Annotated in this window: 23 protein-coding genes; 13 read left to right on the top strand and 10 right to left on the bottom strand. The window is 57.8% G+C overall.

Features of this window, described 5'->3' with window-relative positions:
- Positions 1 to 13: 13 nt before the first annotated feature.
- The 4 genes from V8J82_RS21865 (at position 14) to V8J82_RS21850 (ending at position 5,286) form a co-directional block, all read left to right on the top strand.
- The gene (locus tag V8J82_RS21865; protein WP_339978806.1) at positions 14 to 712 is read left to right on the top strand and encodes an ABC transporter ATP-binding protein; all 699 of its coding nucleotides are present in this window, start codon (positions 14 to 16) and stop codon (positions 710 to 712) included.
- Positions 713 to 716: 4 nt separating this feature from the next.
- Positions 717 to 3,074: an ABC transporter permease gene (locus V8J82_RS21860; protein WP_339978804.1), complete on the top strand. Its 2,358-nt coding sequence runs from the start codon at positions 717 to 719 to the stop codon at positions 3,072 to 3,074.
- Between the two features lie 3 nt (positions 3,075 to 3,077).
- Positions 3,078 to 4,286 carry an efflux RND transporter periplasmic adaptor subunit gene (locus V8J82_RS21855; RefSeq protein WP_339978802.1) on the top strand — a complete coding sequence of 403 codons (1,209 nt, stop codon included), beginning with the start codon at positions 3,078 to 3,080 and terminating at the stop codon, positions 4,284 to 4,286.
- A 433-nt stretch (positions 4,287 to 4,719) separates the two neighbouring features.
- On the top strand, positions 4,720 to 5,286 hold the full coding sequence (locus tag V8J82_RS21850; RefSeq protein ID WP_339978799.1) for a hypothetical protein: 567 nt from the start codon (positions 4,720 to 4,722) through the stop codon (positions 5,284 to 5,286).
- Here the strand turns inward: V8J82_RS21850 and V8J82_RS21845 are convergent.
- The 5 genes from V8J82_RS21845 to V8J82_RS21825 all read right to left on the bottom strand — a co-directional run bounded on the left by V8J82_RS21845 (position 5,263) and on the right by V8J82_RS21825 (position 12,845).
- The gene (locus V8J82_RS21845) at positions 5,263 to 6,450 is read right to left on the bottom strand and encodes a glycosyltransferase (RefSeq protein ID WP_339978797.1); all 1,188 of its coding nucleotides are present in this window, start codon (positions 6,448 to 6,450) and stop codon (positions 5,263 to 5,265) included. The genes V8J82_RS21850 and V8J82_RS21845 overlap by 24 nt on opposite strands.
- 76 nt (positions 6,451 to 6,526) lie before the next feature.
- Positions 6,527 to 7,624: a glycosyltransferase gene (locus V8J82_RS21840; protein ID WP_339978794.1), complete on the bottom strand. Its 1,098-nt coding sequence runs from the start codon at positions 7,622 to 7,624 to the stop codon at positions 6,527 to 6,529.
- Positions 7,625 to 7,634: 10 nt separating this feature from the next.
- Complete coding sequence (locus tag V8J82_RS21835; protein ID WP_339978792.1) at positions 7,635 to 9,014, bottom strand: polysaccharide pyruvyl transferase family protein; 1,380 nt, start codon at positions 9,012 to 9,014, stop codon at positions 7,635 to 7,637.
- A 1-nt stretch (position 9,015) separates the two neighbouring features.
- Positions 9,016 to 10,536 carry a lipopolysaccharide biosynthesis protein gene (locus V8J82_RS21830; RefSeq protein WP_339978790.1) on the bottom strand — a complete coding sequence of 507 codons (1,521 nt, stop codon included), beginning with the start codon at positions 10,534 to 10,536 and terminating at the stop codon, positions 9,016 to 9,018.
- Positions 10,537 to 11,249: 713 nt separating this feature from the next.
- Complete coding sequence (locus tag V8J82_RS21825) at positions 11,250 to 12,845, bottom strand: hypothetical protein (RefSeq protein WP_339978788.1); 1,596 nt, start codon at positions 12,843 to 12,845, stop codon at positions 11,250 to 11,252.
- 630 nt (positions 12,846 to 13,475) lie between these two features.
- Between V8J82_RS21825 and V8J82_RS21820 the strand changes: the two genes are divergently transcribed.
- The 4 genes from V8J82_RS21820 to V8J82_RS21805 all read left to right on the top strand — a co-directional run bounded on the left by V8J82_RS21820 (position 13,476) and on the right by V8J82_RS21805 (position 17,423).
- Complete coding sequence (locus V8J82_RS21820; RefSeq protein ID WP_339978786.1) at positions 13,476 to 13,730, top strand: hypothetical protein; 255 nt, start codon at positions 13,476 to 13,478, stop codon at positions 13,728 to 13,730.
- 68 nt (positions 13,731 to 13,798) lie between these two features.
- A complete protein-coding gene (locus V8J82_RS21815) occupies positions 13,799 to 15,214 on the top strand; it encodes a sulfotransferase (RefSeq protein ID WP_339978784.1) in 1,416 nt (471 codons plus the stop codon).
- Positions 15,215 to 15,216: 2 nt separating this feature from the next.
- Positions 15,217 to 16,512, top strand: a complete 1,296-nt coding sequence (locus V8J82_RS21810) for an arylsulfotransferase family protein (protein WP_339978782.1) — start codon at positions 15,217 to 15,219, stop codon at positions 16,510 to 16,512.
- 89 nt (positions 16,513 to 16,601) lie between these two features.
- Positions 16,602 to 17,423 (top strand): endonuclease/exonuclease/phosphatase family protein, encoded by an 822-nt coding sequence (locus V8J82_RS21805; protein ID WP_339978780.1) that lies wholly within the window; start codon positions 16,602 to 16,604, stop codon positions 17,421 to 17,423.
- Positions 17,424 to 17,473: 50 nt separating this feature from the next.
- On the opposite strand, the gene V8J82_RS21800 is transcribed toward V8J82_RS21805, so the two are convergent.
- The 4 genes from V8J82_RS21800 to V8J82_RS21785 all read right to left on the bottom strand — a co-directional run bounded on the left by V8J82_RS21800 (position 17,474) and on the right by V8J82_RS21785 (position 20,636).
- Complete coding sequence (locus tag V8J82_RS21800; protein ID WP_339978777.1) at positions 17,474 to 17,692, bottom strand: hypothetical protein; 219 nt, start codon at positions 17,690 to 17,692, stop codon at positions 17,474 to 17,476.
- 60 nt (positions 17,693 to 17,752) lie between these two features.
- Complete coding sequence (locus V8J82_RS21795) at positions 17,753 to 19,066, bottom strand: TRAP transporter large permease (RefSeq protein WP_339978774.1); 1,314 nt, start codon at positions 19,064 to 19,066, stop codon at positions 17,753 to 17,755.
- Positions 19,063 to 19,497: a TRAP transporter small permease gene (locus V8J82_RS21790; RefSeq protein ID WP_339978771.1), complete on the bottom strand. Its 435-nt coding sequence runs from the start codon at positions 19,495 to 19,497 to the stop codon at positions 19,063 to 19,065. The genes V8J82_RS21795 and V8J82_RS21790 overlap by 4 nt, the downstream gene beginning before the upstream one ends.
- A gap of 155 nt (positions 19,498 to 19,652) precedes the next feature.
- On the bottom strand, positions 19,653 to 20,636 hold the full coding sequence (locus V8J82_RS21785) for a TRAP transporter substrate-binding protein (protein WP_339978768.1): 984 nt from the start codon (positions 20,634 to 20,636) through the stop codon (positions 19,653 to 19,655).
- Positions 20,637 to 20,980: 344 nt separating this feature from the next.
- Between V8J82_RS21785 and V8J82_RS21780 the strand changes: the two genes are divergently transcribed.
- From V8J82_RS21780 to V8J82_RS21770, 3 genes are all read left to right on the top strand, one after another.
- The gene (locus V8J82_RS21780; protein ID WP_339978766.1) at positions 20,981 to 21,661 is read left to right on the top strand and encodes a GntR family transcriptional regulator; all 681 of its coding nucleotides are present in this window, start codon (positions 20,981 to 20,983) and stop codon (positions 21,659 to 21,661) included.
- 21 nt (positions 21,662 to 21,682) lie between these two features.
- On the top strand, positions 21,683 to 22,090 hold the full coding sequence (locus tag V8J82_RS21775) for a hypothetical protein (RefSeq protein WP_339978763.1): 408 nt from the start codon (positions 21,683 to 21,685) through the stop codon (positions 22,088 to 22,090).
- Positions 22,091 to 22,472: 382 nt separating this feature from the next.
- Entirely contained in the window at positions 22,473 to 22,793 is a 321-nt protein-coding gene (locus V8J82_RS21770; protein ID WP_339978761.1) for an H-NS histone family protein, read from the top strand.
- 444 nt (positions 22,794 to 23,237) lie between these two features.
- Here the strand turns inward: V8J82_RS21770 and V8J82_RS21765 are convergent, their stop codons facing one another.
- Positions 23,238 to 23,690: an Lrp/AsnC family transcriptional regulator gene (locus V8J82_RS21765; RefSeq protein ID WP_339978758.1), complete on the bottom strand. Its 453-nt coding sequence runs from the start codon at positions 23,688 to 23,690 to the stop codon at positions 23,238 to 23,240.
- A 103-nt stretch (positions 23,691 to 23,793) separates the two neighbouring features.
- Here V8J82_RS21765 and V8J82_RS21760 point away from each other — a divergent pair, with 103 nt between their 5' ends.
- A complete protein-coding gene (locus V8J82_RS21760; protein ID WP_339978756.1) occupies positions 23,794 to 24,474 on the top strand; it encodes an AzlC family ABC transporter permease in 681 nt (226 codons plus the stop codon).
- A complete protein-coding gene (locus V8J82_RS21755; RefSeq protein WP_339978754.1) occupies positions 24,471 to 24,761 on the top strand; it encodes an AzlD domain-containing protein in 291 nt (96 codons plus the stop codon). The genes V8J82_RS21760 and V8J82_RS21755 overlap by 4 nt, the downstream gene beginning before the upstream one ends.
- Positions 24,762 to 24,779: the final 18 nt, after the last annotated feature.

Genomic DNA, 24,779 nt, shown 5'->3' with positions numbered 1-24,779 from the left:
GAGAGGTACCCCCTTGGTCTTTCGAACCGAAGCGCTCACGAAGGTCTATGCGACAGGCGAAACGCAGGTCCATGCGCTTGACCATGTCGATCTGGAATTGTTTGAAGGGGAGCTTGCAGTTCTGCTTGGCGCATCGGGGTCCGGCAAGTCCACTTTGTTGAACATCTTAGGTGGCTTGGACCATGCCAGTAGTGGCCATGTCTGGTTTCGTGACCTGGAACTGACGGCGATGCGTGATCGCGGTTTGACGCGGTATCGGCGTGATCATGTGGGGTTCATTTTCCAATTCTATAACCTGGTCCCGTCGCTCAGTGCACGCGAGAACGTCAAGCTTGTGACGGATGTGGCGCCCAACCCGATGAAGGCGGGGGACGCGCTTGAGATGGTGGGGCTTGGCCACCGGCTCGACCATTTCCCGGCGGAGTTGTCGGGCGGCGAGCAGCAGCGCGTTGCGATTGCTCGGGCCATCGCCAAACAACCCGAGGTCCTGCTGTGCGATGAACCGACCGGCGCGCTCGATAGCAAAACCGGCGTTCAGGTGTTGGAGGTTCTCAAAGAAGTTAACGAAACGATTGGGACCTCGATCATCGTGATCACCCACAATGCAGGCATACAAGCCATGGCGCACCGGGTCGTGCGTTTGGCCGATGGCAAGATCGCAAGCGTCGATGTGAATGATACCCGTGTCGCCCCGCACGAGATCGCGTGGTAGCGCCGTGCAAGCGATCGACATCAAACTGTTGCGTGATTTTCAACGCCTCTGGCTTCAGGGCCTTGCGATTGCCATTGTGCTGGCCTGCGGTGTGGCCATCCTGCTGACTGCAATGGGCATGTTCACCGCGCTCGATGACACGCGGCAGGCCTATTACGAGCGCAACCGCTTCGCGGAAGTGTTCGTCGAAGCCAATCGGGTTCCGCGAACGCTCTTGCCGAGCGTTCTGGATATTCCGGGTGTGCAATCGGTGGAACCGCGGGTGCAAGGTATTGCGATCCTGGATCTTCCCGACCGTACCGAAACGGCACTGGGCCGGTTCATCTCCTTCCCTGCCTCACAAGAGCCGACACTCAATATCCCGATCCTACGTTCGGGTGTCACGCCTGAAGCGGCCGATGAGGTGATGGTGACAACCGCCTTTGCCGAGGCCAACGGGTTCGAGATCGGCGACAGGTTTCACGCGAATCTCAACGGTCAGCGGCAGGAATTGATGATCACGGGCACCGCCATGAGCCCGGAATTTATCTACACGATTGGGCCAGGCGCGTTGATGCCGGACAATGAAGGCTTCGGGATCATCTGGATGCCCGAAGCCGCAATGGAGGCAGCTTTCGACATGCAGGGGGCCTTCAACCAGCTCGGCCTGAGCCTGTCTGCCGACGCGGTTGAGGCAGACGTTCTCGACCGATTGGACTCGCTGTTCGATCCTTACGGCGGATTGGGCGCCTATGGGCGTGATCGTCAGGTCTCCGACAGTTTCCTGACCGCCGAGATCGACCAGCTCAACAGCATGGCCTTTATCGTGCCGCCGGTTTTCTTTGCCATCTCCGCCTTTCTGGTTGGCATGGTCATGAGCCGGATCGTCACGCTCGACAGGGCCGAGATCGGCCTGCTCAAAGCCCTTGGCTATTCCGATGTTGAGATCTGCCTGCACTACCTTTTGCTGGCGCTAATGATCGCGCTCGTCGGGATCTTGATCGGATCAGGGCTTGGCACGTTGTTGGCGCGGGCGATGGCCTGGCAATATGCAAGGTTCTTCGACTTTCCATACCTGATCTTTCGCGTTCCGGCCTGGGTCTATGCGATGTCGGCCTTTGCGGCGATGCTGACGACGATGCTGGGTGCGTTGCGGGCCGCTTTGATCGCCGCGCGGCTGGCACCGGCCATCGCTATGCAGCCACCGGCCCCGCCACATTTCCGGCAGACCGTGCTGGATCGTTTGATGGGCCGGATGCAATTGCGGCAAACCACGATCATGGTGCTGCGTTCGATCCTGCGATGGCCGATCCGCAGCGCGCTGACATCGTTGGGCATCGCAGCCGCAACAGCGGCCGTCATCTCGTCAAGCTTCATGAGCGACGCCTTGGCCCGCGTCATCGACCTCGCCTTCAACCAAAGCTACCGGCAGGACGCGATGGTGCTGTTTACCGAAGAAAGACCGCTCAGCGCCTTGGCTGATCTGCGTGCGCTTCCGGGTGTCTTGCAGGCGGAGCCACAACAATTTCACTCAGCGACGCTTCGCTACGGTCCGCGTGAAAAGGATGTCAGCCTTGAGGCCCGGCCGGTGGGTGCGGAGTTGAGCCGCGTGATTGGGGATGATGGGCGTGCTATCGATCCGCCTGCCGGTGGAATTCTTCTGTCAGAACGTTTGGCCGAACAGCTTGGTGCGATGGTCGGCGATGTCATCGAGGTGGAGTTCATGACCGGTCAGCGAGAGATCCATAGCATGGTCATCTCGGGCCTTGCGGAGCAATATCTCGGCCTCGGCGCCTATGTTGAGATTGGGTTTCTCGACCAGAAATTGCGCCGCAGCCCTCAGATGTCAGTCGCCAACATAGTGATCGACGAGCGTGAGCTTGATGCCCTGCATGGGTCCTTGCAGCAGACGCCAATTCTTTCGGGTCTGATCATGATGAATGAAAACCGCCGCGCCTTTGAGGAGACGATCAACCAGAATGTGGTCGTGATCAACGCCGTCTATGCGATCATCGCCGTACTAATCACAGTGGGCGTTGCCTATAACAGTGCGCGCATTCAGATGAGTGAACGGGCCCGCGAACTGGCCAGCCTTCGCATTCTTGGGTTCACGCGTCGCGAAGTGTCGGGCGTGTTGATCGGAGAGGCCATGCTATTGGCCGTGATCGCACAGCCTATCGGCTGGTTATTGGGGGCCTGGATCTCGGCCGCGCTCAGCAACAGTTTCACATCCGATCTCTATACAATTCCGCTGGTTTTGGCGCCGTCCAGTTTTGCGCGCGCCAGCCTCATCGTTTTGGCCACAAGCCTGGTGTCGGTCCTGCTGGTTCGCCGCCGCATCGACCGGATGGATCTGGTCGCCGTTATGAAGACAAGGGAGTAAGATATGGTTTGGTCAACGCGTACAATCGGCCTTAGCTTAGCGGGTGCTGCTGTGCTTGGCGGGTTGGTTTGGGTGGCGTTTCGCAATGATCCGGTGCCGGTTGATCTGATTGAAGTGAGACTTGCGCCGATGGTGATCACGGTGGATGCCACCGGCGAGACCCGCATCCGCGATGTCTTTGAAGTCGCAAGCCCGATCACCGGCACTGCGCTGCGTGCTCCGGTGTCGGTTGGTGACCGCGTGGTCGCAGGAGAGACCATCGTCGCGCGGGTAGAGCCGGTGTCACCCTCGCTGCTAGACGCACGGACAAGGGCGCAGGCCGAAGCCGCCGTGGCGGAGGCGCGGGCTTCGCTTGAGGTCGCGCATAGCGATTTGACCCGCTCAGAGGAAGAAGCCGCCTTCGCGCAAACTCAATTCGACCGCACTCAATCACTGTTGGAGCGCGGTGTGACCACAATGACTCAGATGGAAACCGTTACCCAACAATTGGCCATCGCCAATGCCGGAGTGGCCGCCGCTCAATCCCGGATCGCCATGGCGCAAGGCACTCTGGAACGGAGTGAAGCAGCGTTGTTGGGTCCCGGCAGCAATGGCATGGATGAAGATTGCTGCGTCGATCTGGTTGCCCCCGCCGATGGCGTGGTCCTGTCGATTGCGACGATTTCCGAACATCCCGTTTTGCCGGGCGCGCCGCTTCTGGCGATCGGTGATCCGGGTGATCTGGAAATCGTCGCAGATCTCTTATCCACCGACGCCGTCCGCCTGGGGGCCGGAACGCCTGCCATTGTCGAGCGATGGGGTGGTCCATCGGCATTGAACGCCACGCTTGTCGAGATCGAACCGGTTGGGCAAACGCAAGTCTCCGCGCTCGGCATCGAGGAACAACGTGTCGATGTTGTCTTCGATATAGACACGCCGTCTGAGGACCGCCCCGGACTTGGCCATGGATATTCGGTCTTCATGCGCGTGGTGGAATGGGAAAGCGACAGCGCTCTTCAAGTTCCACTCGGGGCGTTGTTCCGCCAAGGCGACGAATGGGCGCTTTTTGTTGTAGAGGGAAATATCGCGATGGAGCGCAGGGTGACACTCGGAAGGCGCGGTGATCGCACGGCAGAAATCCTCGACGGTCTAAGCCCCGGCGATCTCATCGTCACCCATCCGAGCGATGCAGTTGTCGATGGCACTCGCGTGATCGATAGGGAAAGCCTCTAAGCGCGCCGTTCGGAATTACACGGTGACGCGCGGCGGATTTTGAGGACGTTTCTCTGCCGCGCGAGAGGCCCATATCTGACCTCGCTCTACGCCAGATCCGATGTGCGGAGGGCTACCGACCGGCCTAACGCGTTGTCATCCAACAGCATGCTCGAGCCCTGATCGCCAGTGGATCAAAGAGCATGGGATGATCGGACATAGTAATAGAGAGCGGCCAACCGCTCAAAACCAGCGATGCGTGATCCGGCGACTCCGAACCACCCGCAAGTAGCTATAGTTCCGGGTAGTCATTACCTCGGACGTTTCGATGAAAACACATGAACGCAACAGCTATATGACAATATGGCGTTTAGGACAGGCCGCTCGGTCGAGCCCCCCTCTCCAGTTTCCTTTGTTGGTGTTTTCGACGACCACCCTCATTTGCGTGCTTTTTGTGGCCGCATTGATCCGCCCTTCGATCATGGTCGAAGACGGCCCGGTGGAAAGCGCATCGGCGATTTTGTTCCTCTGTGCCAGCCTGTTGGGTGCCTGGACATTGGCAACCCGCGATTTTGCCCAAAAACTTGATTTTCAGCTGCTTCTCGGGGTCTCGCTTTTCTCGCTTTTGCTGTTTCTCAGCGAAGTCAGCTTTGGCGCGCGCTTCTTTGAATTCGAGATGCCCCCCATGGAGGGTGGCGGAGAGTTTGATGGCGGGCACGACATCGCCATCATTCTGCTAAGGATGATGCAGAAAGGCGATGCGACATCCCTTGTGGTCGCGATATGCCTGCTGCTTGCTTTCACCGCTTTCGTGACCTTGGCCTACAAGGCTCGCGCGCCTATCCAACGCTTCTTGCAAAATGAGTTCCACTTCGCCCTTTTGCTGCATGTCAGCTTTTTGGCGTGTGGCGTTCTTTTGGACCTTGTGCCGGTGCGCAAGGTCTCTTTGCTGGAAGAGGCTGTGGAATTCACCGCCTCCGTGACGATTGTTTGGGCGCTACTTATTTTCCGCCGCACTTGAATTTTGATCTTCGAAACCGTGGGCGATTAGGTCTCGGCAAAGATCAAGAAGCAGCGCGTTTTGACGATCCTCGTTAAAGTCCCGCTCGACTTTCTGTCGCGCGGCCTGGGTTAGATCCGGGCCCTCGGCGCTTGCGAGCCGATAGATGTTGGCGGCCAGGCACGCAGCATCATGTTCGTCAGACAAAAGGCCTGTCTCCCCATGGGTGACGAGTTCCGGGATACCGGAATGACGTGTGGTACAGACGGCAGTGCCAAGGGCCATCGCCTCCATCAGCGTCACAGGGATGCCCTCCTGATCACCATCAGGCGCGGTGACACTCGGCAGAAGCATAATGTCCGCCTCAGCAATACGCCGCAACGTCTCATCATGTTTAAGCGGCCCGAGGAATTCTACGTGACCCGCTATACCCAACCGGTTGGCTTGGTCGCGCAGGTCCGGCTCAAGCGGGCCATCGCCACCTATATCGAAGCACCAATCGATCTCAGGATGATCTTTGCTCAACTTGGCAAGCGCATCCAGGGCGACATTGATGCCCTTCTTCTCGACCAATCGGCAAACGCTGACCAAGCGAAGCGGCGTTTGGCGTGGAGACTGGGAAAAGGTGTATCTCGACACTGGAATGCCCAGATGGTGAGGCCGGACCCGAGCAGAGGGCGCACCGCCCTCCAACAGACGGTCGGCGAAGGCTCGGTTGACGGTCAAGAATAGGTCGCCATCGGCAAAGAGATTCTGATACTTCTTCAGTTTGTTGCGCCGGAATTCGACACTGACATCGCGGCCATGAAAGAAGGTCACAAGCGGTGGGCGGTTGGGCCAATCATGCTGCGCGCGGGCCACCGTGGCGCCGCGATACCCGAAATGCGCGATGATCAGGTCCGCGTCGATCAGGCGGCGCCAGGCATCGCGGGATCGGCGCGCGGCGATCCGATTTTTCAATCCAATAGGCAGATAGTCGAAAATAGCCGACTCCGAAGGGGGCCATTGCACTACCTTGACGTCGCGAAGAGCATCGCGCTGATCTTCCGAGAGCGCTGCGCTGGGGCCGATACTGGAACAGGCGACCGTGACCTCGTGGCCATCGCGCACCGCATAGAGCACCTGCGACAAGACAAAGGTCTGCGATAGCAATGGAAAGCTTGTGACACTGAAGCAAATCTTCACGTCGATACCTCGCGGCTATCTTGGAATTGGCGCACATGTCCGTCGCGCGTGGTTATGGCGGGCGGCGCCAGGGTCATCAGGCCGAGTCGCGCATGTCGGGGAAACTGCCCATGCCAGTCGCCTCGTTCAGGACTGACATGAAGGTTTGGTATTGGCTGCGGAAATCCAGTTCAGGGCGCTTGGCGTAGGTCATCGCCGTCGCTGACAGCTCGTTATAGGTTGCCTCGTCATCCCAAAGCTTGCGCAAGGCCGCGATCCAGTCCGCAATGGGCGCATCATGGACCAACACGATACCGCCGGGACCAATGGCTTGGGGAAGACCGCCACGGTCGGAACCGATCACGGGAATGCCGCTGCAATGCGCTTCAGACGCGACACGTCCCCACGCCTCTTCCCACTGGCTGGGGGCCAGCAATACGCGGGTCTTGCCATAAACCTCTTCCATGTTCGACGTACGCCGCATGAAGGTGACGTTGGGCAAGGCATCGATCTCGGCCATGATCTCTTCGAACAAACCATCCCACAGCGTCCAGGCCTCGACGAACAGGAAGGGAATGTCGGGGCAAGCCCGGGCCACATCGCGGGCAATCCCATAGCCCTTTTTGGGGTGAATATTGACGAGCGTTGCAAACTCACGCGTCGTCTCGAAATGATATTTGTCAAACTGGATCGTCGGCGTGATCACCGTGCAATCGATGCCATATTCGGCGCGATATGCGCCCGCGGTAAAGCTGGAGTTGGCGATAAATGATGCGCCGGGGATCGCGCTGACATCGCCATCGTTCTCAGCAAACTCGACATTGCGCAGATAGAGAACGACGGGCACGCCGAGCTTCGCGAACGCTTGCCCCAATGCGGCGGAGCGGCGGGTTTGGACCACCACCACATCAGGGCGGAATCGGGCAACCGCCGCCTCGACCCGGGCGGCCTCCAGAGGCTCCCAGGTGCGCATCACTTCATATCCTTGGGTGCGATCGACGCTGAAAGGGCGACCGGTCATCTTGCGCTGCACACGCATTCGCAACCCGAACAGTCCACGCCCGGCAAAGCCGCAATAGACTGCACATTCATGACCTTGCTCAATGCTCATACGGATCAGATGATCGGTGCTGTTTTGGGTGCCGCCGCTGGCTTCGGGCAGCCAACCGTTACCACCGGCAAAAAGAATACGCATAGGGGGGCTCCTATTCTGATGGACCGTCGCTGGCGGGCGAGGGATGAGAAGATGCTGGCTTGGCCCTTGGCGCTTGGGAGGCCGCGGCAGCAATGCCCGTCGCGGCAAGCGCTTGGCGCAGTTCCGGGCCAGCCGATTCAGCCGATGCCTTCAGACGAGGCGCGGCCTCATGCAGGGCAGCGGCGACATCGTCCAATGTTTCGGTCCAGGCCAAAGCCTGCGCCGTAAAATGGTCGGGCTCGATCTCACCGATCCCGATCACCAGTTCCGGCAATCCAAGCTCGGCAAAGGTTTCCTCGAACTTCGGCTCATAGGACACGGGCAGAACCGGTGTATTCGCGCAGATCGACAGGATCGCCATGTGCAGGCGGCAGGCGATGACCCCGTCAAACCCTTGCAGCACCCCGATCAAATCGTCGGGCGTATGAAAGGATCGGTTCACATCGACATGGGGTTTGACGTCTTCGGGCAGGTCGGCGACGAAATCCATCGCGATGGCGGAATCGTCTGTCCAGTATTCTGGGATGCCTTGACATGTGGACAGGAATGTCACCTCTGCCCCCTTGTCGCGGACCAGCGCAGTGACGGCCGCGTTTACCGAGCGTTTGAAGATCTCCGCCCCGGTCTCGGCATCGCGGTCACCATAGGCTTTCAACTTGCGGACGGCGATGGCAATCCGCAGCGTGTCATGGGCTGGCCGCCCATTGCGCACGCGCCGCTCAGCGAGGCTGGTGGGACCGGATTTCCACAAGGCAAAGACCGAATCCGCGACCGTGACCACATTGTCGGAGCGATCCGTCAGCGCCGCGACATGCGCGCGCGAGGTTTCGTGGCGCACCAAGATCAGTTCCATCCGCCGGAGAAGCGGTGCCAAATCGCGGGAGCGAAAATCGTCGGCAAAGGCCTCGAAGGATTGGGTGAAGGCGACCAGCGGTTTGCCCAAATGGAAATCTTTGCGAAACTCCAGAATGCGGCGACCGTAATCGTATTTGCTGAGCAGATACGTGCCCCCGGTCGTCACAACCAGATCGGCATCCAGATAGGGCTGGATTGCGCGCATCGTTGGTGTCGGCAGCGGCAGCCCTAGTGCCGAGAGGATCCGGGTCGCCGTCACCGACAGCGACATATGGATTTTCCGAACCAGCAGATATTTGCGATATTTGCCGAACATCCGTGCCGCCAACCGGATCAATGGAGAGCGGTCCATTTCGAAGGACGGCAGCTTTATGAAATCGATCTCCGGGTAGTATTTCGCGATCGCGGGCAGGCCGGAATCTGCGAATTTCAACTCCGCATTGGGGAAAGTATCCAGCAGGATCTTCCGTAGCGCGATGTTGATCGCGCTGTCGCCGCCATTCATGAATACGCAGTTTTCAATGATGATACGCATGTCAGGCCGTGTCTTTCTTCTTAAGAATTTGCAGGCGGTTCAGAGCTTTGCCAATCAGGTCCCGCAACTCGGTCAGGATCTGGCGACCGTGAGGGGTCAACGCCAGGCACGCGGCGAAGACGGCGTAGCACAGAGCCGCACCACTCAGCAGTTTCACCGGGGCTGGGCCTGGCAGGCTGTCCTGCACCAGAAGGATCGCGCCGAACGTGGTCACGCCCGCCACGAAAATTGGAAGGATCCGGGTGCGAATGCTATCGCGCCGGATCGGCCCCTTGCGACAGATCAGCAGCCACAGGGGGATCAGCTTGGCGACACTGACACACGCATAGGCCAAGGCCATCTCAACAACGCCGTATTGCACACCCCAGGCAAAGGCCGCGCAGCTGACCAGGGCAGAGGCCAAGCCCCACCAGGCCATCTCCGTCGTGCGGCCCTGGCTGATGAAGAGCCAGCCGGTCGGATTGGCCAAAGGCTGCGAAAGCCCTGCAATCCCGAGCGCGGCGAAGATCGGCGCAGCTTGTGCCCATTGTGCGCCGAGCAGGAAGGGCACGGCTGTGTCCGCCATCGCCGTGGCCGCCGCAACGCCGGGCAGGATCGCCAACTGCATCAGCCCGAAGACGCGGAAGAACGCATGGGCATAGCGGTTGGGTTCATCCTGCATCCGCGACAGGACTGGGACCATGACCTGCGACAAGGGTTGCGCAATGCGGTTGAGCGGGAAGAGCAGAAGCTTGTAGGCGCGGTCGTAAAAGCCCAGGGCGGTACTGCCCCAGACCCGTCCGATCAGGATATTGTCGACATTTCGCGAGAAGAAATTGGCAAGCTTGAATCCGGTCACCCCGGCGCCAAAGCCCACCAGGTCGCCCGTGCCCGCCGCCATTGCGGGGCGGCCAGGCCGCCACGGGACCCAAGCCCAGACCATGACTGAGCCGACGATTGCCCCCGCGACCGTGCCAGCAACCAAGGCCCAAGGTGTGGGCGAGACCAAGGCCCAAATGACCGACGTGCCAAGTGTGACGATGGCGACTGTTCCGGCGTTGATCGCAATGCGACCAAACATCATGCGGCGGTTGAGCAACGCAAAATGCTGGCCGCCCAAGGATGTCAGTATCAACGTCAGCGCCATGACCCGGATCAGCCACACCAGGTCAGGTTCTCCGAAAAACAGGGCGATGAAAGGGGCGACGGCAATCAGAAAGATCGTCAAAGCAAGGCTGACGCCGATATTGATCCAGAACAATGCGTTGAGTTGGCCATAGGTGAGGTCACGTTTCTGGACGACCGCCTGAAGCAGCCCCATCTCCTTGAACATCGCCACCAGCGCGATGACCGGACCGATCATCGCAATCAGCCCAAAATCTCGCGCTGCAAGCAGTCGTGACAAGATCAGGATAGACGCGATCTGGCACCCGACCGTCACCATCTGGCTCAAAGCGGTGTGGAAGCTGCCGCGCATGACGGCGCCGCCGTAGCTCACCTCACGGGTAGTTTCGACAATGTCGTCTGGTTTCCACTTTGTCATTCGCTTCAAGCTGTCCCTGCGACTGCGCCCTACTGAACGTTGGCCGGGCTGATCCACGACCTACGATCCTGCAAAGCGGTTGCCGCCTGAGTTTCTGCACCTGCACAATCCAGAGATGCACGACGCAAGCGCTCTGCCAAGGCCGCGTATCGCAAGCCAATCGCCTTTACTGAAAAAACGGTGTTTCGAGGGACATCCTGACGGCTTCCCGCTCATCCTTTGGGCGCCATTGGCCAAAACCCGCCAGTCGAGCGATCGTCATTGTCGCAGATGACAAGGCGATATCATGTCCGGTGTTTTGTCGGACACTGGTGTGACGCGTGACCACATCTCCTGCGACACGGGTAATCTTGGCGCCACCGGGCGTATTGCGCAGCTCTTTTTCTGCGCCGCAGCGAGGCGTAGCTGGATCAGCAGATCATGCGCTAGCGCGCGCTTTCTAAGCGCAGTTCATATTCCCGCCCGGTAGCTTAAACCCAGTGACGAGTTCGTATCGGCGCAATCAATTGTCTCCTAGAAAGTGTCGCTGCATGCGGTCTCGCAGCTCACATCAATCCTATGATTGGTGGAGGTGCTCTCAACACTCTCATCAATCGAATGCGGACTACATTTTTTGGCATAGCCAAGTCTGAACAGGTCGGCGTCGCGACAATCCTAGGCGTTGGTCGAGTGCTTTCTGAGATGGTGTGAAAAACGAAACATATTTCATCAAATCAGTATAGCGACATCTGTCTGGTATCTTCGACAGCAGGCGGCGCGGCAATGCCCAGAAGGTTACGTCGCTGGTAGAGCCGCCAATGCTCGTTCTCCCCGGTCAGCTGGAAATGCTGTTCAAGATAGTCGCCATAAAGCTCCTCCATTTTTTCGGTCGTGGAGTCGGCGATGGGGCGTTCCGGGATCATGACGATGTCGACGCCCCCCAGCATTTCTTCGGCAGGAAGATAGGATTCCATGTCGAAGTTGCGGTTGTCATGCATCCAGGCCGAGCCGCCTTCGGGCGGGCTGATGCCGGTAAGAGAGGTGAAGGGGCTGACGAAATCCATAGCCAGAACGCGTGATGGCGGCATGTCGAGCGAGGCGAGCAACGCGGCGCCGGTCTCTAGGGTCTCGCCGTAGTTTGAGTACAAGTTGAAGTGATTTCTGTCCAAGCTGTTCACGATGCGCAGCCCAGTCCCGTTCGGTGTGTCGAGCGCGACACCTGCCTGGCCCGCGGCCATACCGGCATGCAAGCCGAGCGCCGCCACGGAGGACAGGCCGATCGGCAACATCAACACGATTGCGGCAAGTGACGTGCCACGGGCAACGGCGCCTGTTGTTCCCTTTGGCGGATGCCGAGCGACGACCTCAGCCGCGATGGCGGCTCCGACAAGCAAAGTGACAATGCCCACGATCTGGGCATTCTGATTCAGCAGCGCATATCCGGCACAGGCGCAAAACCCGTAGAACAGAAAGTCGGTGATCCGCGGCCTGTGCCACAAGGCCAGCCCCGCGAAGAACAGAAATACCACATACTCGCCGGAGACCCGCACAAAAGATCGGATGTAGATCTGCCATTCTATGATGCCACTCACCTGGGCAGCGGTGGCGAGGTCTTCGATATGCTGGCGCGTACCACCCCAAAAGGCTTCGATAACAAGACCGCTCACCAAACAGATTGCAACAGCATTGGCCGCCCAGAGACGCTGCCTGGCCTGCAAAAGGGTGAGCAGCAAAAACGCAACGGCAACCACCCCGTAGGTCATCTTTGTATAGAGAGCGATCATGGTAAGCAGGACCGCCGCCGCCGCATCACGCTGTGTCTGCCAGCGAACGGTGCGATTTGGCTCCAGATGCATCACAAGCAGCAAACCGATGGCGACCCAGCCTACCCGATTGTAGAACATGGCAAAGGATATGTTGATGGCCATTTCCCCGGTATTCATGGGTGTGGCCAGCAGAAGCAGGAGAAATATAGCGAGGGGAATGGCCAAAAGCGGACGCATTCGCGATTGCAGGATATGAATTAAGGTAGGTGTGATGAGCAGCATGAGCGCCGCCATACCAACAGGCATCGCCAGACCAAGATCGCCCGATAGCCCATATCCCAAGCCAGGAATGTAGAAGGATAGCGGCCCGAGCGCGGTGTGAAAATCTCGGTTCGGGACCTGACCGTGCAGAACCCGGTAGCCTCCATCCAAGAATATCAGCAAGTCGTTAAAATACATCGATGTGACGGTCGCTCCGGGCAAGATCAGGAGCGCAGAACAGATGGTCACTGTCAAAAGCGCGGCGGCCCGTAGCGGTGAATTTGCAAAGATAGATTTAATCATATGCGTTCCGTCGATTCTTGGGATGTTCAAAACCCAGGTGGACAGGCTTTGGGCGCGTGTTTCTGCATGGGCGGACACGGCACGACCCATCGGCTCGGCACGCTAATCCGGCAACACGCCGTTTTGCGATCCAGTTCCGGAGAGGTCGGTCGCAATGGCAGAAACGTGCTGGTTTCAGCAGGGGATCAGCGGCGGAAAGCCGGTGCGCAACCGGTTATTTCAGCGTTGCAGCAACATATCTCTCCGGCCGCGAAGGGTGAATTTCCGCACATATGTGAGACCCAGACAGGCAGAGCCCGGAATACATCATCCGCTTCATCTACAATATCGGATTGGGGCGTCGGGAGGGTTGCCACGGCCGCCTCCGGCCACTGAGACACAAAAAAACCGGGCGATCACCTCGGCAGTTGTTTTTGACCAATTGTGGCTGGTTTTAGGGGCCTCCGGCACCTCAACAGGCGAAAAATAACCGCCCCAAAACGCCGATCCGGCAGGCTCTTGCCGCTTTTTCCGTCCCAGGTTGTTGCCCTGATCTCAACCCATATTTTGGGTCAAGTGTCGGGCCTGGCTGGCGTAGCGCTTTGGCCCTTCCGCAAGGTTGTGAGGATTATCGTAGTCGAGGATCATGTTATGAAGACACTGAAAAAGCCCTTCGGTGGTGCCCTAACCTTCGCTTCCCTGACAGTGGCACTTATGCTCATGCCACTGGCAGCGCAGGCCTATGTCGGCCCGGGCGCCGGTCTCACGGCAATTGGCACAATGATTGCGCTGGTGGCCGCGCTGGTCCTCGCAGTGGTCGGTTTCGTCTGGTATCCGATGAAGCGGATGATGCGGAAGCGGAAATCACAACAAGACCTGCCCACGGCAGCCGAGAAACAACGGTGAGCCTTGTAGTCCTAGTCCTGGGGCTTTTTACCTTTGTTGCAGCCTTGCGTGTCCTGAACGCACAGAAGGTGGCGTCCGGCATCATAGACACGACCCAGCAGGCCCTCTCCGTGATCGCAAATGGCGACCTCGCGGAGGAAGAAAAGGAAGAGCGGGTTCGCGGGGCATCGTTAAAGCTTCTGACGGATTTCTTCCGGATCGCTGCGATTGGTATCGTAGCGCTATCGGTGCCAGCGGGTCTGTTATTGGGCGGTGCGGCCCTCAATCTTTATGCGTTGGATCATGCCGTCAATATCGCCGTGAGTTGGCCGTTTCTGATCGGCTCAACTGTCGGTGCGATCGCCCTTTGGCTTGCGCTTGACCGATTGCGTAAGGCGGATACGCAGCCTGAGAATGCCCAAAAGGACGTGCCATACAGCCCCTTGGACAAGGCATTGCATGACTTCGCCTTTGCGTCACCCACGCGCCAGATCAGATTGGGCGGATTGGAAAACAGGCTCTATCGGCGGCGGATCAACCTGGATCATGCCGCACGGCCAATCTTCATCACATCATTGCCGCGCGCCGGCACAACCATCATGCTTGAGGCTCTGGCCGATGTGCCGGAGCTTGCCTCAGCCACCTACCAGCATATGCCCTTCACGCTGTCGCCACTTATGTGGGGTAAGTTTTCCAGCACCTTCTGGAAAGCGCGTGAAAAGACGGAGCGGGCCCATGGTGATGGGATCGACGTCGATATGAACAGCCCCGAAGCCTTCGAAGAAATGCTGTGGATGGCATTCTGGTCCGATCGCTACCAGTCCGGTCAGATTGCTCCCTGGACACCGGAAGACCGGAACGCAGAGTTTGAGACGTTCTTTCGGACCCATATGGCAAAGATCGTTGCGACGAAACCGGCCGCCACGCGCTATGTCTCGAAGAACAACGCCAACATTGCGCGGCTTGGCCTGATCGAGAAAATCTTTCCAGACGCGACAACCCTCATCCCCATTCGCAATCCCCGTGCCCAGGTCAAGTCGCTGTTTCGCCAGCACCTGCGGTTTGCCGAGCTGCAAGACCGCGAACCTTTCGCCCGACGCTATATGGAAGGGATCGGTCATTTCGAATTCGGCGAGGCGCTTCGCCCGATTTCCTTTGATCCGGCGCGATCCTATTCCGTTCAGCCTGAGCAGATGACATTCTGGCTGCATTACTGGATCGAAGCCTATGAGCACGTTTTGGCTAATGCCGGCGCCCAATCGGTCTTTGTGGATCACGACGCCCTATGTCGTCAGCCTCTGCAACTGCTACCAGAGCTTGCCGACGCGATCGGGCTTGAACATCAAGAGACCCTTACCGAGATGGCCGGGATGTTCCATGCACCCCGCCCGGTTCCCGAACTGAATGACGTCCCGACAACGCTCTTGCAGAGGGCAGATGAGCTGCATGCAGAGCTGTGCCGCCACACCATTGGTTTCGCCGCCGCGTCCAAGACGGAGATCTGAACATGAAGCAATCCTTGGCCGACCGCTTTGCCCGCGGCGTATTTCTGCTGTCGCTCGCCGTGATCGCAATGGTCTACGGCATCGTATCGTCGTGGTGGGGCTGGTTTCCTGCGCCGCAGATCGGCGAGGCCCATCGCACCTACCTCAATGTCGCCGAGAACTGGCGCAACGATATCGGGCTAGAACCCACGCGCCATCTGGTCGCGCCGAATGGTGAAGGACGCGGCAACCCGGAGCGCGGATACGATCTGCGGGGCGATGCGGCGGATCGGCAGCCCGGCTACATTCTGATTGCGGGGCTGAGCGATGATCAGGACACCTCGGTCTTTGTTGTGCGACTGATGGATACCAATGGTGAAGAGGTGCATCGCTGGCCGATATTCTACGAAGAATTCGACCCGGATCACTCGCCCCACAACGTCATGCTGCACGGAATGGAAGTGTTCGAGGACGGCTCCATCGTCGTGACCTTTGACGTCGGCAATGCGATCGCACGCGTCGATGCCTGCGGCGACACGATGTGGAGCGTGCGTGGCGGGTACCATCATTCCATCACGCGGGACGGGGCCGGCGGGATCTGGACTTGGGAAGGCGACAACATGGTGCGCCTTGATGAGAACACGGGCGAAACCACGTTTTCAACACATCTCTTAAACGATGTCGTGCCCGCAAATGATGGCGAGCAACGCGCTGTCTTCGATATGCGGATGCGGTTTCCGAACGATGCCAATGGTGATGTGCGGTACGATTACGATCCCTTCCACCCCAACGATGTCGAGATGCTGCGGGCGGATATGGCCGACGCCTTCCCGATGTTCGAGGCCGGTGATCTGATGATCAGCCTGCGCGAAATCAACTTGGTGGCTGTGATTGATCCGGAGACCGGCGCACTCAGATGGTGGCAGCATGGGCCGTGGTTCAGACAGCATGACCCCGATTTCGAACCGGATGGGACGATCACCGTTTTTGACAATGCGACCGGGACGGGACGCTCGCGAATCCTGCGGATTGATCCAAGCGACAACAGTGTTTCAACCGACTTCGAGGGCACCGATGCCGAGCCGTTCTACACCTGGCGACGTGGCAAACATCAGACCTTGCCCAATGGCAACCTGCTGTTGACCGAAGCAGAGCACGGCCGCGCGCTAGAGGTCGACAGTGACGGGGAAGTCATCTGGACCCACGACATGGTTTGGGACGCAGACAGCAATCTGATCATCACCGAGGCGCGTCACGTCCCGGAGACCTTTTTTGAGGGCGGCCTTCCATCCTGCTCTGATCCCGTGTTGTCTCAATAAGCAGCCTCGTCGAAGCCACGCTACTACAGGGCTGCTCTGAACCCGAATGCGCATCTGTTCGATATTATAGCGAACAGATGCGCATCGGGATGGATATTGAGGATCAGCCGATGGAAATCATGTGCTTAAATGGTTGGGGTGGGACGCTGCACGGAGAATTGCTGCCCTACATTCAGTCTGCTGCACCTGATGTCCTGTGTTTGCAAGAAGTCGTTCACAGCCCGGCGTCAAACAAATGTTGGCTCACATACCGGGATGGTGATCACATCTTGCCGCAACGCGCGAACTTCTTTCGCGACGTATCGAAAGCCCTACCCGATCATATCGCAGTTTTCTGTCCCGCGGCGCAGGGCGTTCTATGGGACAATGAGCAGTCGATCCCCTCTCAATGGGGTGTTGCAACGTTTGTGCGCAACTCAATTCCGATCATTGGTCAAATACAGGGCTTCGTTCACAAGGCATATTCTCCCGTTGGGTATGGTGATCATCCAAGATCACGCAGCGCCCATGGCGTGAGGATCTATGACTATAGCTCTGATCGCTCGATCAGCGTGACTCACATGCACGGCCTGCGTGATTTGAATGGTAAAATCGACACGCCTGAGCGTGCAAAGCAGGCAGCGCGTCTTCTCAACATGTCTCAGCAAGTGTCCGAGCCGGGAGACGTGATGGTGATCTGCGGTGATTTCAATGTCGAACCCGACAGTGAGACGCTTCAGATATTGACCCATGCCGGATTCTCCGAATTGGTGACGGGCCAAGGCTTCACCAGCACACGAAGTTCACATTATGAAAAGCCAGGTAAATTCGCTGATTATATGTTGATCAGCGACCCTGACGACGTGCAAAGATTTGAAGTCATCTACGATCCAGAAGTCTCGGATCATTGCCCGCTTGTTCTAGAGTTGTAGCACGTATGTAGCGAAAGTGGGCTTTCGATTCCCAACATTTGGCAACAAATTCAGGTCCGCATAGCTTGCTTGTGGATCCGCACGACAAACGCCTGCGTTGGAATAGCGCCAATCCCCTTCACCTCTTCAGAGCCGTAGCCCGTCGGCGTGCGCTTAGCCTGGGTTGGTGACACAATCATGCCGAATGCTACCAGCGTCCCGCCAAGCAGAAAGGCAGCTTTGCCTAGGTAGTCGCCCAGCCGCGGTTGCAATGGCGGTTTTGCCTTCAAGTTTCACGTCGGGCCTTCCTGCTATGAAGTTGCGATGTGACGGGCGGAAGGTGCTGGAGGTCAGCCTGGGAATGCCCCGGGCATCAGGGTTTTCGGAAGCCAAAGGATGATGTCGGGGAATGCGGCCAGTAGAACCAGGATGATCAGCATGGGGGCTAGGATGAAAATGACCTCTCGTAGGACCTGCACCACGTTCAGCCCGCCGATCGCCGCTGATATCAGCAGGCACAATCCATAGGGCGGGGTGACCAGTCCAAAGGCCAGCGAGACGATGCCAATGATTGCGAAAGCAATCGGGTCAACGCCGCCTGCCTGCGCAACGGGCATCAAAACCGTGCCAAGGATAATAATCGTCGGAATGGCATCGATGAAGAGACCGAAGAGCAGGAATAGAAGCGCGATCAGAAGCGCGGTTCCGAACGGTCCGAATTCCCACGCGGTCAAAACACCGACCAGCAATCGGGGGGCATTGTAGAATGACAACAGCCAGCCGAAGGCAGATGCCGTTCCAATTGCGAAAAGCGAAATCGCCGCAAACCGCGCTGTATCATAGAGGATGACGCCCAGATCTTTTGGCGTCACCGTTCGGTAGACAAACATACCAAGGATCAGCGCATAGCCGGCGGCAATGATGGCGCTTTCCGTAGGTGTGACAAGACCGCCCACGATGCCGCCGATGACGAAAACCGGGGTCAGGAGCGCAAGGGCTGCGCCCTTCCAGGCCGACCAGAACTCGCCCCAGTTTGGCGTCGCTGTGACAGGATAGTTCCGGGCCTTGGCAAAGCCATAGACGGTCGCCATCAGCGCGAGGCCGATCATGAGACCCGGGATCGCACCGCCCAGAAACAGGGCGCCCACGGAAATCTGCATGACGCCGCCCCAGACAATCATCAGGATCGAAGGCGGGATGATAACGCCCATAACCGACGAACACGCCGTGATGGCGACCGCAAAGCGCGTGTCATAGCCTTCTTTTTGCATGGCCGGGATCAGGATTTTACCGATGCCCGCCGCGTCAGCAGTGGATGAGCCGGAGATACCCGCAAATAGCATCGACACGGCGACGTTCACGTGACCCAAACCGCCCGGCATCCAGCCGGTCAGCACGCGCGCCAGTTCTATCAGGCGGTCGGTGACCTTACCGGAATTCATCAGGTTTGCGGCCAACAAGAAGAACGGAACGGCCAGCAAAATGAACGAATTATAGGATTGAAACATCCGGTCGAGGACGATGAACGGCGTCAGCCGCAACTCAAGCAAGACCACCGGGATGGTCGCAAGGCCAAGGGCAAACGCCACCGGAATGCGGATGAAGATCAACACAAGGAACCCCGCGATCAGCATGGCTGCTGCGGGAGCGGTATCGAGGATCATTTATGTTGGCTCTCTGAGTTGAGGAAGCGCGCCACATCTTCGGCCAGCCGATAGCCGGCAAAAAGGCACCACAACGCGCCGGCAATCGGAACAGAGACATGCGTGATGGCAAGATTGGCGCGCATCATGACCGAGCGCTGATTGCCGCCAAATTCGGTGTATTCGATGCCGTAGATCAGGAATAATGCACCGAACACCATGATTGCGAGGTTGACGATGCCGTTCTGCAGCAGCCGAAAGAATGGGCGCCTCGCGTTGCGTGTGATGCGAACGTCGAAATGCGTGCCGTCCCAGACAGCAACAATGGAGCCGATCATGACGATCCAGACGAACAGGAACGTCGCCAATTCTTCAGTCCAAAGGAAAGTCGGGATGATACCTGTATAGCGCGACAGAACCTGCATGGCGACGGGCACCGCCAGGGCCCCCATCAAGATACCAAGCATGATGCGAAGGCCCCCGCAAAATCGGTCAAGAATAGATCTGAGCATGTTTTGCCTTAGTCGAAATCCGGGGACCACGCCGTATCAAACGATGGGGCAACGGGCGAAGCAGTTGGCCTGCCTCGCCCGCCGTCCAGTGGTCATTACATCCCGCGAATGCTCTCAAGCAGCTCGGTCGCACCCAACTCCGCCGCATAGGCATCTTGAACGGGCTGCACCAATTCGAGCATGCGCTCGCGCCCTGCGAATTCGTGCACTTCGATTTGGCCTGCGTCGAGCATCTCCTGAAGGATCTCACCGTCAGCGCCACTTTCCAGCGCACGACCGAAGGCGCCCGCTTCAGCACCGGCCTGCATGACGGCTGCTTGCAGATCCTCGGGTAGATTGTCGAAGGTTGCCGCCGACATCACGATTGGACGCACGGTGATTGTGTGCTGCGTCAGCGAGATATGGGGGGCCACTTCGTAGAAATTCAGGTTCTGGATCGAGGCCGCTTCGTTCTCGAACCCCGCAATAACGCCTGTCTGGATTGCATTGTAGACCTCGTTATAAGCGATGGCCGACGGGGCGGCGCCTACAGCGTCAAAGGTTTGCGCCTGGATCGGAGCCCCCATCACACGCATGCGGTGGCCAGCAAGTTCCTCCATATTGGTGATGGGTGCGGCGGAGGCCAGGTTGCGTACACCGCCGCCATGGTAGCCAACGATCACGATGCCAGCGGCGTCGCGCAGATCATCTTCCAGCGGGGCCAAGACGTCAGAAGACAGGACCGCATTCCAGTGCTCCAGGTCGCGGAACAGGAACGGCATGTCCATGAGCGGAATGGATTCTGAAAAGACCGCCATATTGGACGGGGCAAGGATGGTGTAATCCACCGCAACCCCTTGATTGAGGTAAGTGACGTAGTCGGATTCAACGCCGAGTTCACCATTGAGGCGTAGGTCGAAGCTGACATCGCCATCGTAATACTCTGCGATCAGCCGTTCGAATTCGCGCAAGGTCTGCGTGAACGCGTGATCCTCGTCGAACATGCTCGCTCCACGGAGCGTTGTTTGGGCCTGAGCGGTTGCAGCACCGCTTAGCAAAACGGCCGTCACAGCTATCGTTTTCATCGAAAAATTGAACATTCTTTCCTCCCAGATTGAGTTTCAATATATTTTTTGTTCCGGCCAATGGGTGGGCGGATGTGGTCTTTGGTACTCCGCAGCCATTTGTGCCAGCTCAGAGACGATTCCTTTTGAAGGTGATCTAACCCTCCCTCGCACGCATCAGCGCGCCGCTAGTGTTGCGAGCGCTAGCCAACATCACAACTTGTATACTAGTCAACATAAAAAATCGGTTCTCCGAGTGCTGTTTGAAGATTATCCTTTCAAATCAGACTATAATATGTCGGCTAGTATCCAAATTACCTCTGTCGTTTCGGTGATAACTCTGCGAAACTATCCGGAACCAGAGGTTGGGACATCACAAAATGGCTGAACTCGGAACCCTTGAACGTACAACGAGCAGCGATGTTGTCTTCGCTGAGCTTTACGAACAGATCACTCAGTTGAAGCTACTTCCTGGTACCAAGATCTCTGAGACGGAGGTTGCGAAATCCTTCGGTGTTTCGCGTCAACCGGTGCGAGAGGCATTTACCCGGCTGGCGAGCCTTAATCTTCTTTTGATCCGCCCGCAGCGCGCAACCGTCGTGCGGCCGTTCTCGCGACAGTTGATCTCAAACGCGCGTTTTATACGGTCGGCCGTGGAGTTGGAGGTTGTCCGCTCAGCCGCCCAATCGAGAGACACCTCGGTAGATGCGGCTTTGAAGGCCAATCTGCGTGAGCAATCTGATGCCGTTGCCACGGAGAATGCCGGTTTGTTCCACGACTTGGACTACCAATTTCACAAACTGCTCTGTGCTGCGGCAAAACAAGCGTTTGCCTTTGAAATCATCGCCGAAAACAAAGCACAGGTCGACCGCCTTTGCATGCTGGCTCTGACCAGCAAGGAAGCAATGGAAGTTCTGTATTTGGATCACCAGGCGCTTCTAAAGGCTCTGTTCGGCGGCGATGTGCAAGCGTGCGACGAGGTCCTCAGAACACATCTTGGCCGCCTGACACCGACAATTGATGCGATCTACACCACCCACAAAGCTTACTTCGACGAATAATTGCACCACACTCAGATAGAGATGCTGGGCGCTTTTGCGGCCTGTGAAATTAAGGTCAAGGCTAACTGCAACGCTTGGGTCGAAGCAAACTCTGTAGAGAAATCATCCAGGATGGTTTTATGCTGTTGCGGCTCAATTGTTAAAACACAACCTTCACTTCGGATATCATGTCCCGGTTTGAATGATGCGCACCGCGAAGCGCTAAAGTCGGGATTCCCGCAAAATGCAGTTTCTGAAGTCCGCCCCGAGCGGCAACCTACCAATCCCTTGGCCAGTCGTGACGTAGGTTGGCAGCCAGGTCTTCCTTATCTGACAGATTTCGAGACAGTGCCTGATACCAGCCACAGCCAGCGCAAGCGACACGCGGCCGATGATTGCAACGAATTCTTCGGGCGACAGATGTTTGGCAGGAATGCAACCAGCGGCTAACTCCTTAAATACGAAATGAGGGAAGCCTTCCAAGTTTACAGACTATCTTCCTTCGGCCAACTCTTATCCATCGGCTTCAAAGGTGTTTGCGAGTTCTGCTCTTGATGGCCATTGAGCTCCCTCGCAAGCAAGGCATGGGTATTTATCGTTCAAGCGATCAAGTCCCGTCGCCGGTAGAAAGGGCCTTGCTTCATGAATGGAATGCTCAATCGGCACGATAATGGTCCATGTTGGCCAGTTGAGGCTCGGGGAGAGGGTCGGCTCCGGTTGATTGCTAGGGTGTCGAGCCTGCCGACCTACCGAAAAAGACATGTCTGTGTTTATTGCACAATCGCCACGGATTCCGTAGGCAACCCTATCGATGCGAATAGGATAAGACCAAATGGCAAAAAAACCGGATCTCACCAAACTCTCTTTAGACGAACTCAAGAAGCTGCAGAAAGAAGCCGAACAGGCAGTTGCCAGCTTCGAGGCCCGCCAGCGCTCCGAAGCGATTGCAGAGCTTGAGAAGGTGGCAGCCAAGCATGGCTACAAGTTGAAGGACCTTTTGGGCGGCAAACCAAGCAAAGCTAAAACGCAAGGCGTTGCAAAATATGCGCACCCTGAAAACCCCTCGATGACTTGGACGGGTCGCGGCCGACAGCCCGGCTGGATCAAAGAAGCTCTCGCGGCGGGAAAATCGCTCGACGATTTCGCGATCTGAGCAATAGCTCTGCCAACAGATCATCGGGCCATTCAATCCAATGCTCTTCGACATTGGCTCGAATGGTGCAATTTATCTTAGGTGGATAGGGATGGGTTTCTGGTCCGCCGCGACTGCGATGAGATCGAACCTTGAGCGCGTCATAGCCTCGGCGGAAAGATCGTTGGAGGCATCCGTAGCGCGGATTGACCTGGAGAGAAAAAGCACGGTCCGCCGTTTTCCCGACGGGCGCACAGAGCCTATACCAAAGCCGCTCCAAAGAGTTCCTGAAGGCTGGAAGACACACTTGATTGGTGATATGGCGCTTGAGTCTATTAAAGTCCAAGTCAAATCCCGCGATCTTGAAGCGGGGGATTTGACGGATGGCATCGCGGAACAGCCCGCTAACTGTGGCTGCTCAGAGAAGCAAACTCCTACAATCTATCCGGAAACATGTGACCAACTCTAGATCGGCACTTCAAGGGTGGCTTTTTCGGTCGAGACCACGATCGAGGTTCTGAACTTGCGGACGGTCTTGTCGGCAAAGAAGAACCGATGCGTGAACGCCTCGTAATCAGCGATGTCTCTGGCCATAACGATCATCATGAAGTCCGCGTCCCCCGCGATGCAGTAGAAATGTGTGACCTGCGGATCTTCGCGCGCCTTTCGCTTGAAGGCGTTGATCTGGTCGAGCCGGTCCCGTTCCAGTTCAACGGCGACGATTGCGGTGACGCCCAGCCCGACCTTCCTGGGATCGATCACAGCGACTTCTTTTCGGATCACGTCTGCGTCGCGTAGCGCTTTCAAGCGTCGCTGCACGGATGCGGTGGAAATGCCTGTATCATCCGCCAGGTCCTGGATCGAGGTCTTTGCGTTTTGCTGCAAGGCTCTGAGCAAATTCTGATCGACGGCATCCATGATCTAAGTACCTTAGGAAAGCTCGCGTTGGTGATCTCATAGCATCGCAAAACGACGATATCATCCCTGTTTCCTATCACTGTCCTACTCCATATTCGGCGCCATGAAACAGGGTGCAATCGCAATTCTACCCCTCGCTGCGGGAGCCGCTCTTTATGGCTTCGCCTTTGGCTTGCTCGCGGCGCAGGTGGGCTTTCCGTGGTGGAGCGTGGGGCTGATGAGCGCATTCGTTCACGCGGGATCGTCTCAGATAGTCGCCGTCGAACAATTTGCCAACGCGCAGATGGTGCTTGGCGCGGCGCTTGCGGGCGCGGCGCTCAACCTGCGCTATATCGGGATCGTCGCATCCCTATCGGACGTTCTCGCAGGATTGTCGTTGCGCGCAAAGCTCTGCGCCATCCATATCACCGGCGATGAGAATTGGGCGCTCACCCTCTCCGAACGCGCCAAGTCGCAAGAGGTCGGAGCGCCCTTCTTGATCGGATCTGGTTTGGTCATGATCAGCGTCTGGACGGTTTCAACGGCGTCCGGCGCATTGTTGGGCGCGGCCCTGCCCGACCTGGAAAGGTTCGGCCTTGGCTTCGCCTTCACCGCCGCGTTCATCGCGATGGCGTGCGGGCTTTGGCGGGGGCGGTCCAATGCGCTGCCTTGGGCCGTGGCGTTTGGCACAGCGATTGCGATGGTGTTACTCGGCTTGCCCAAAGCCTACGCAATTGTCGCGGGCGCCCTGTCCGGGCTGCTGGCATCCTATGTGATCCGTCAGACAGCACGTATCCTGCCATGACCAGCTCCCATTGGGCTCTCATCCTCGTTCTGGCGCTTGCGGCAATCTCGATCCGGATCGCGGGACTGCTTGCAGGCGACAGGATCAGAACCTCCTCCCATGCCTGGGTGCTGGACGAGCTTCCCGGCCTGATCGTCGTCAGCCTCGTGGCTGCGTCCCTGGCCGGACAGCCCTGGCAGGTGTGGTCCGCCGCAGCTTTGGCGCTTGTCGTGGCGATCACGACAAACCACGTCCTCGTCACGATGTGTCTGGGCATAATCGTATTCGCATCGCTGAACATGATCTGACAGGTGGAGCAACACGTG

It is taken from the genome of Gymnodinialimonas mytili, assembly GCF_037544085.1.
Classification (GTDB): Bacteria; Pseudomonadota; Alphaproteobacteria; order Rhodobacterales; family Rhodobacteraceae; genus Gymnodinialimonas; species Gymnodinialimonas mytili.
The sequence above is the reverse complement of the archived record's forward strand: the minus strand, read 5'-3'. Positions and strand labels throughout refer to the sequence as shown.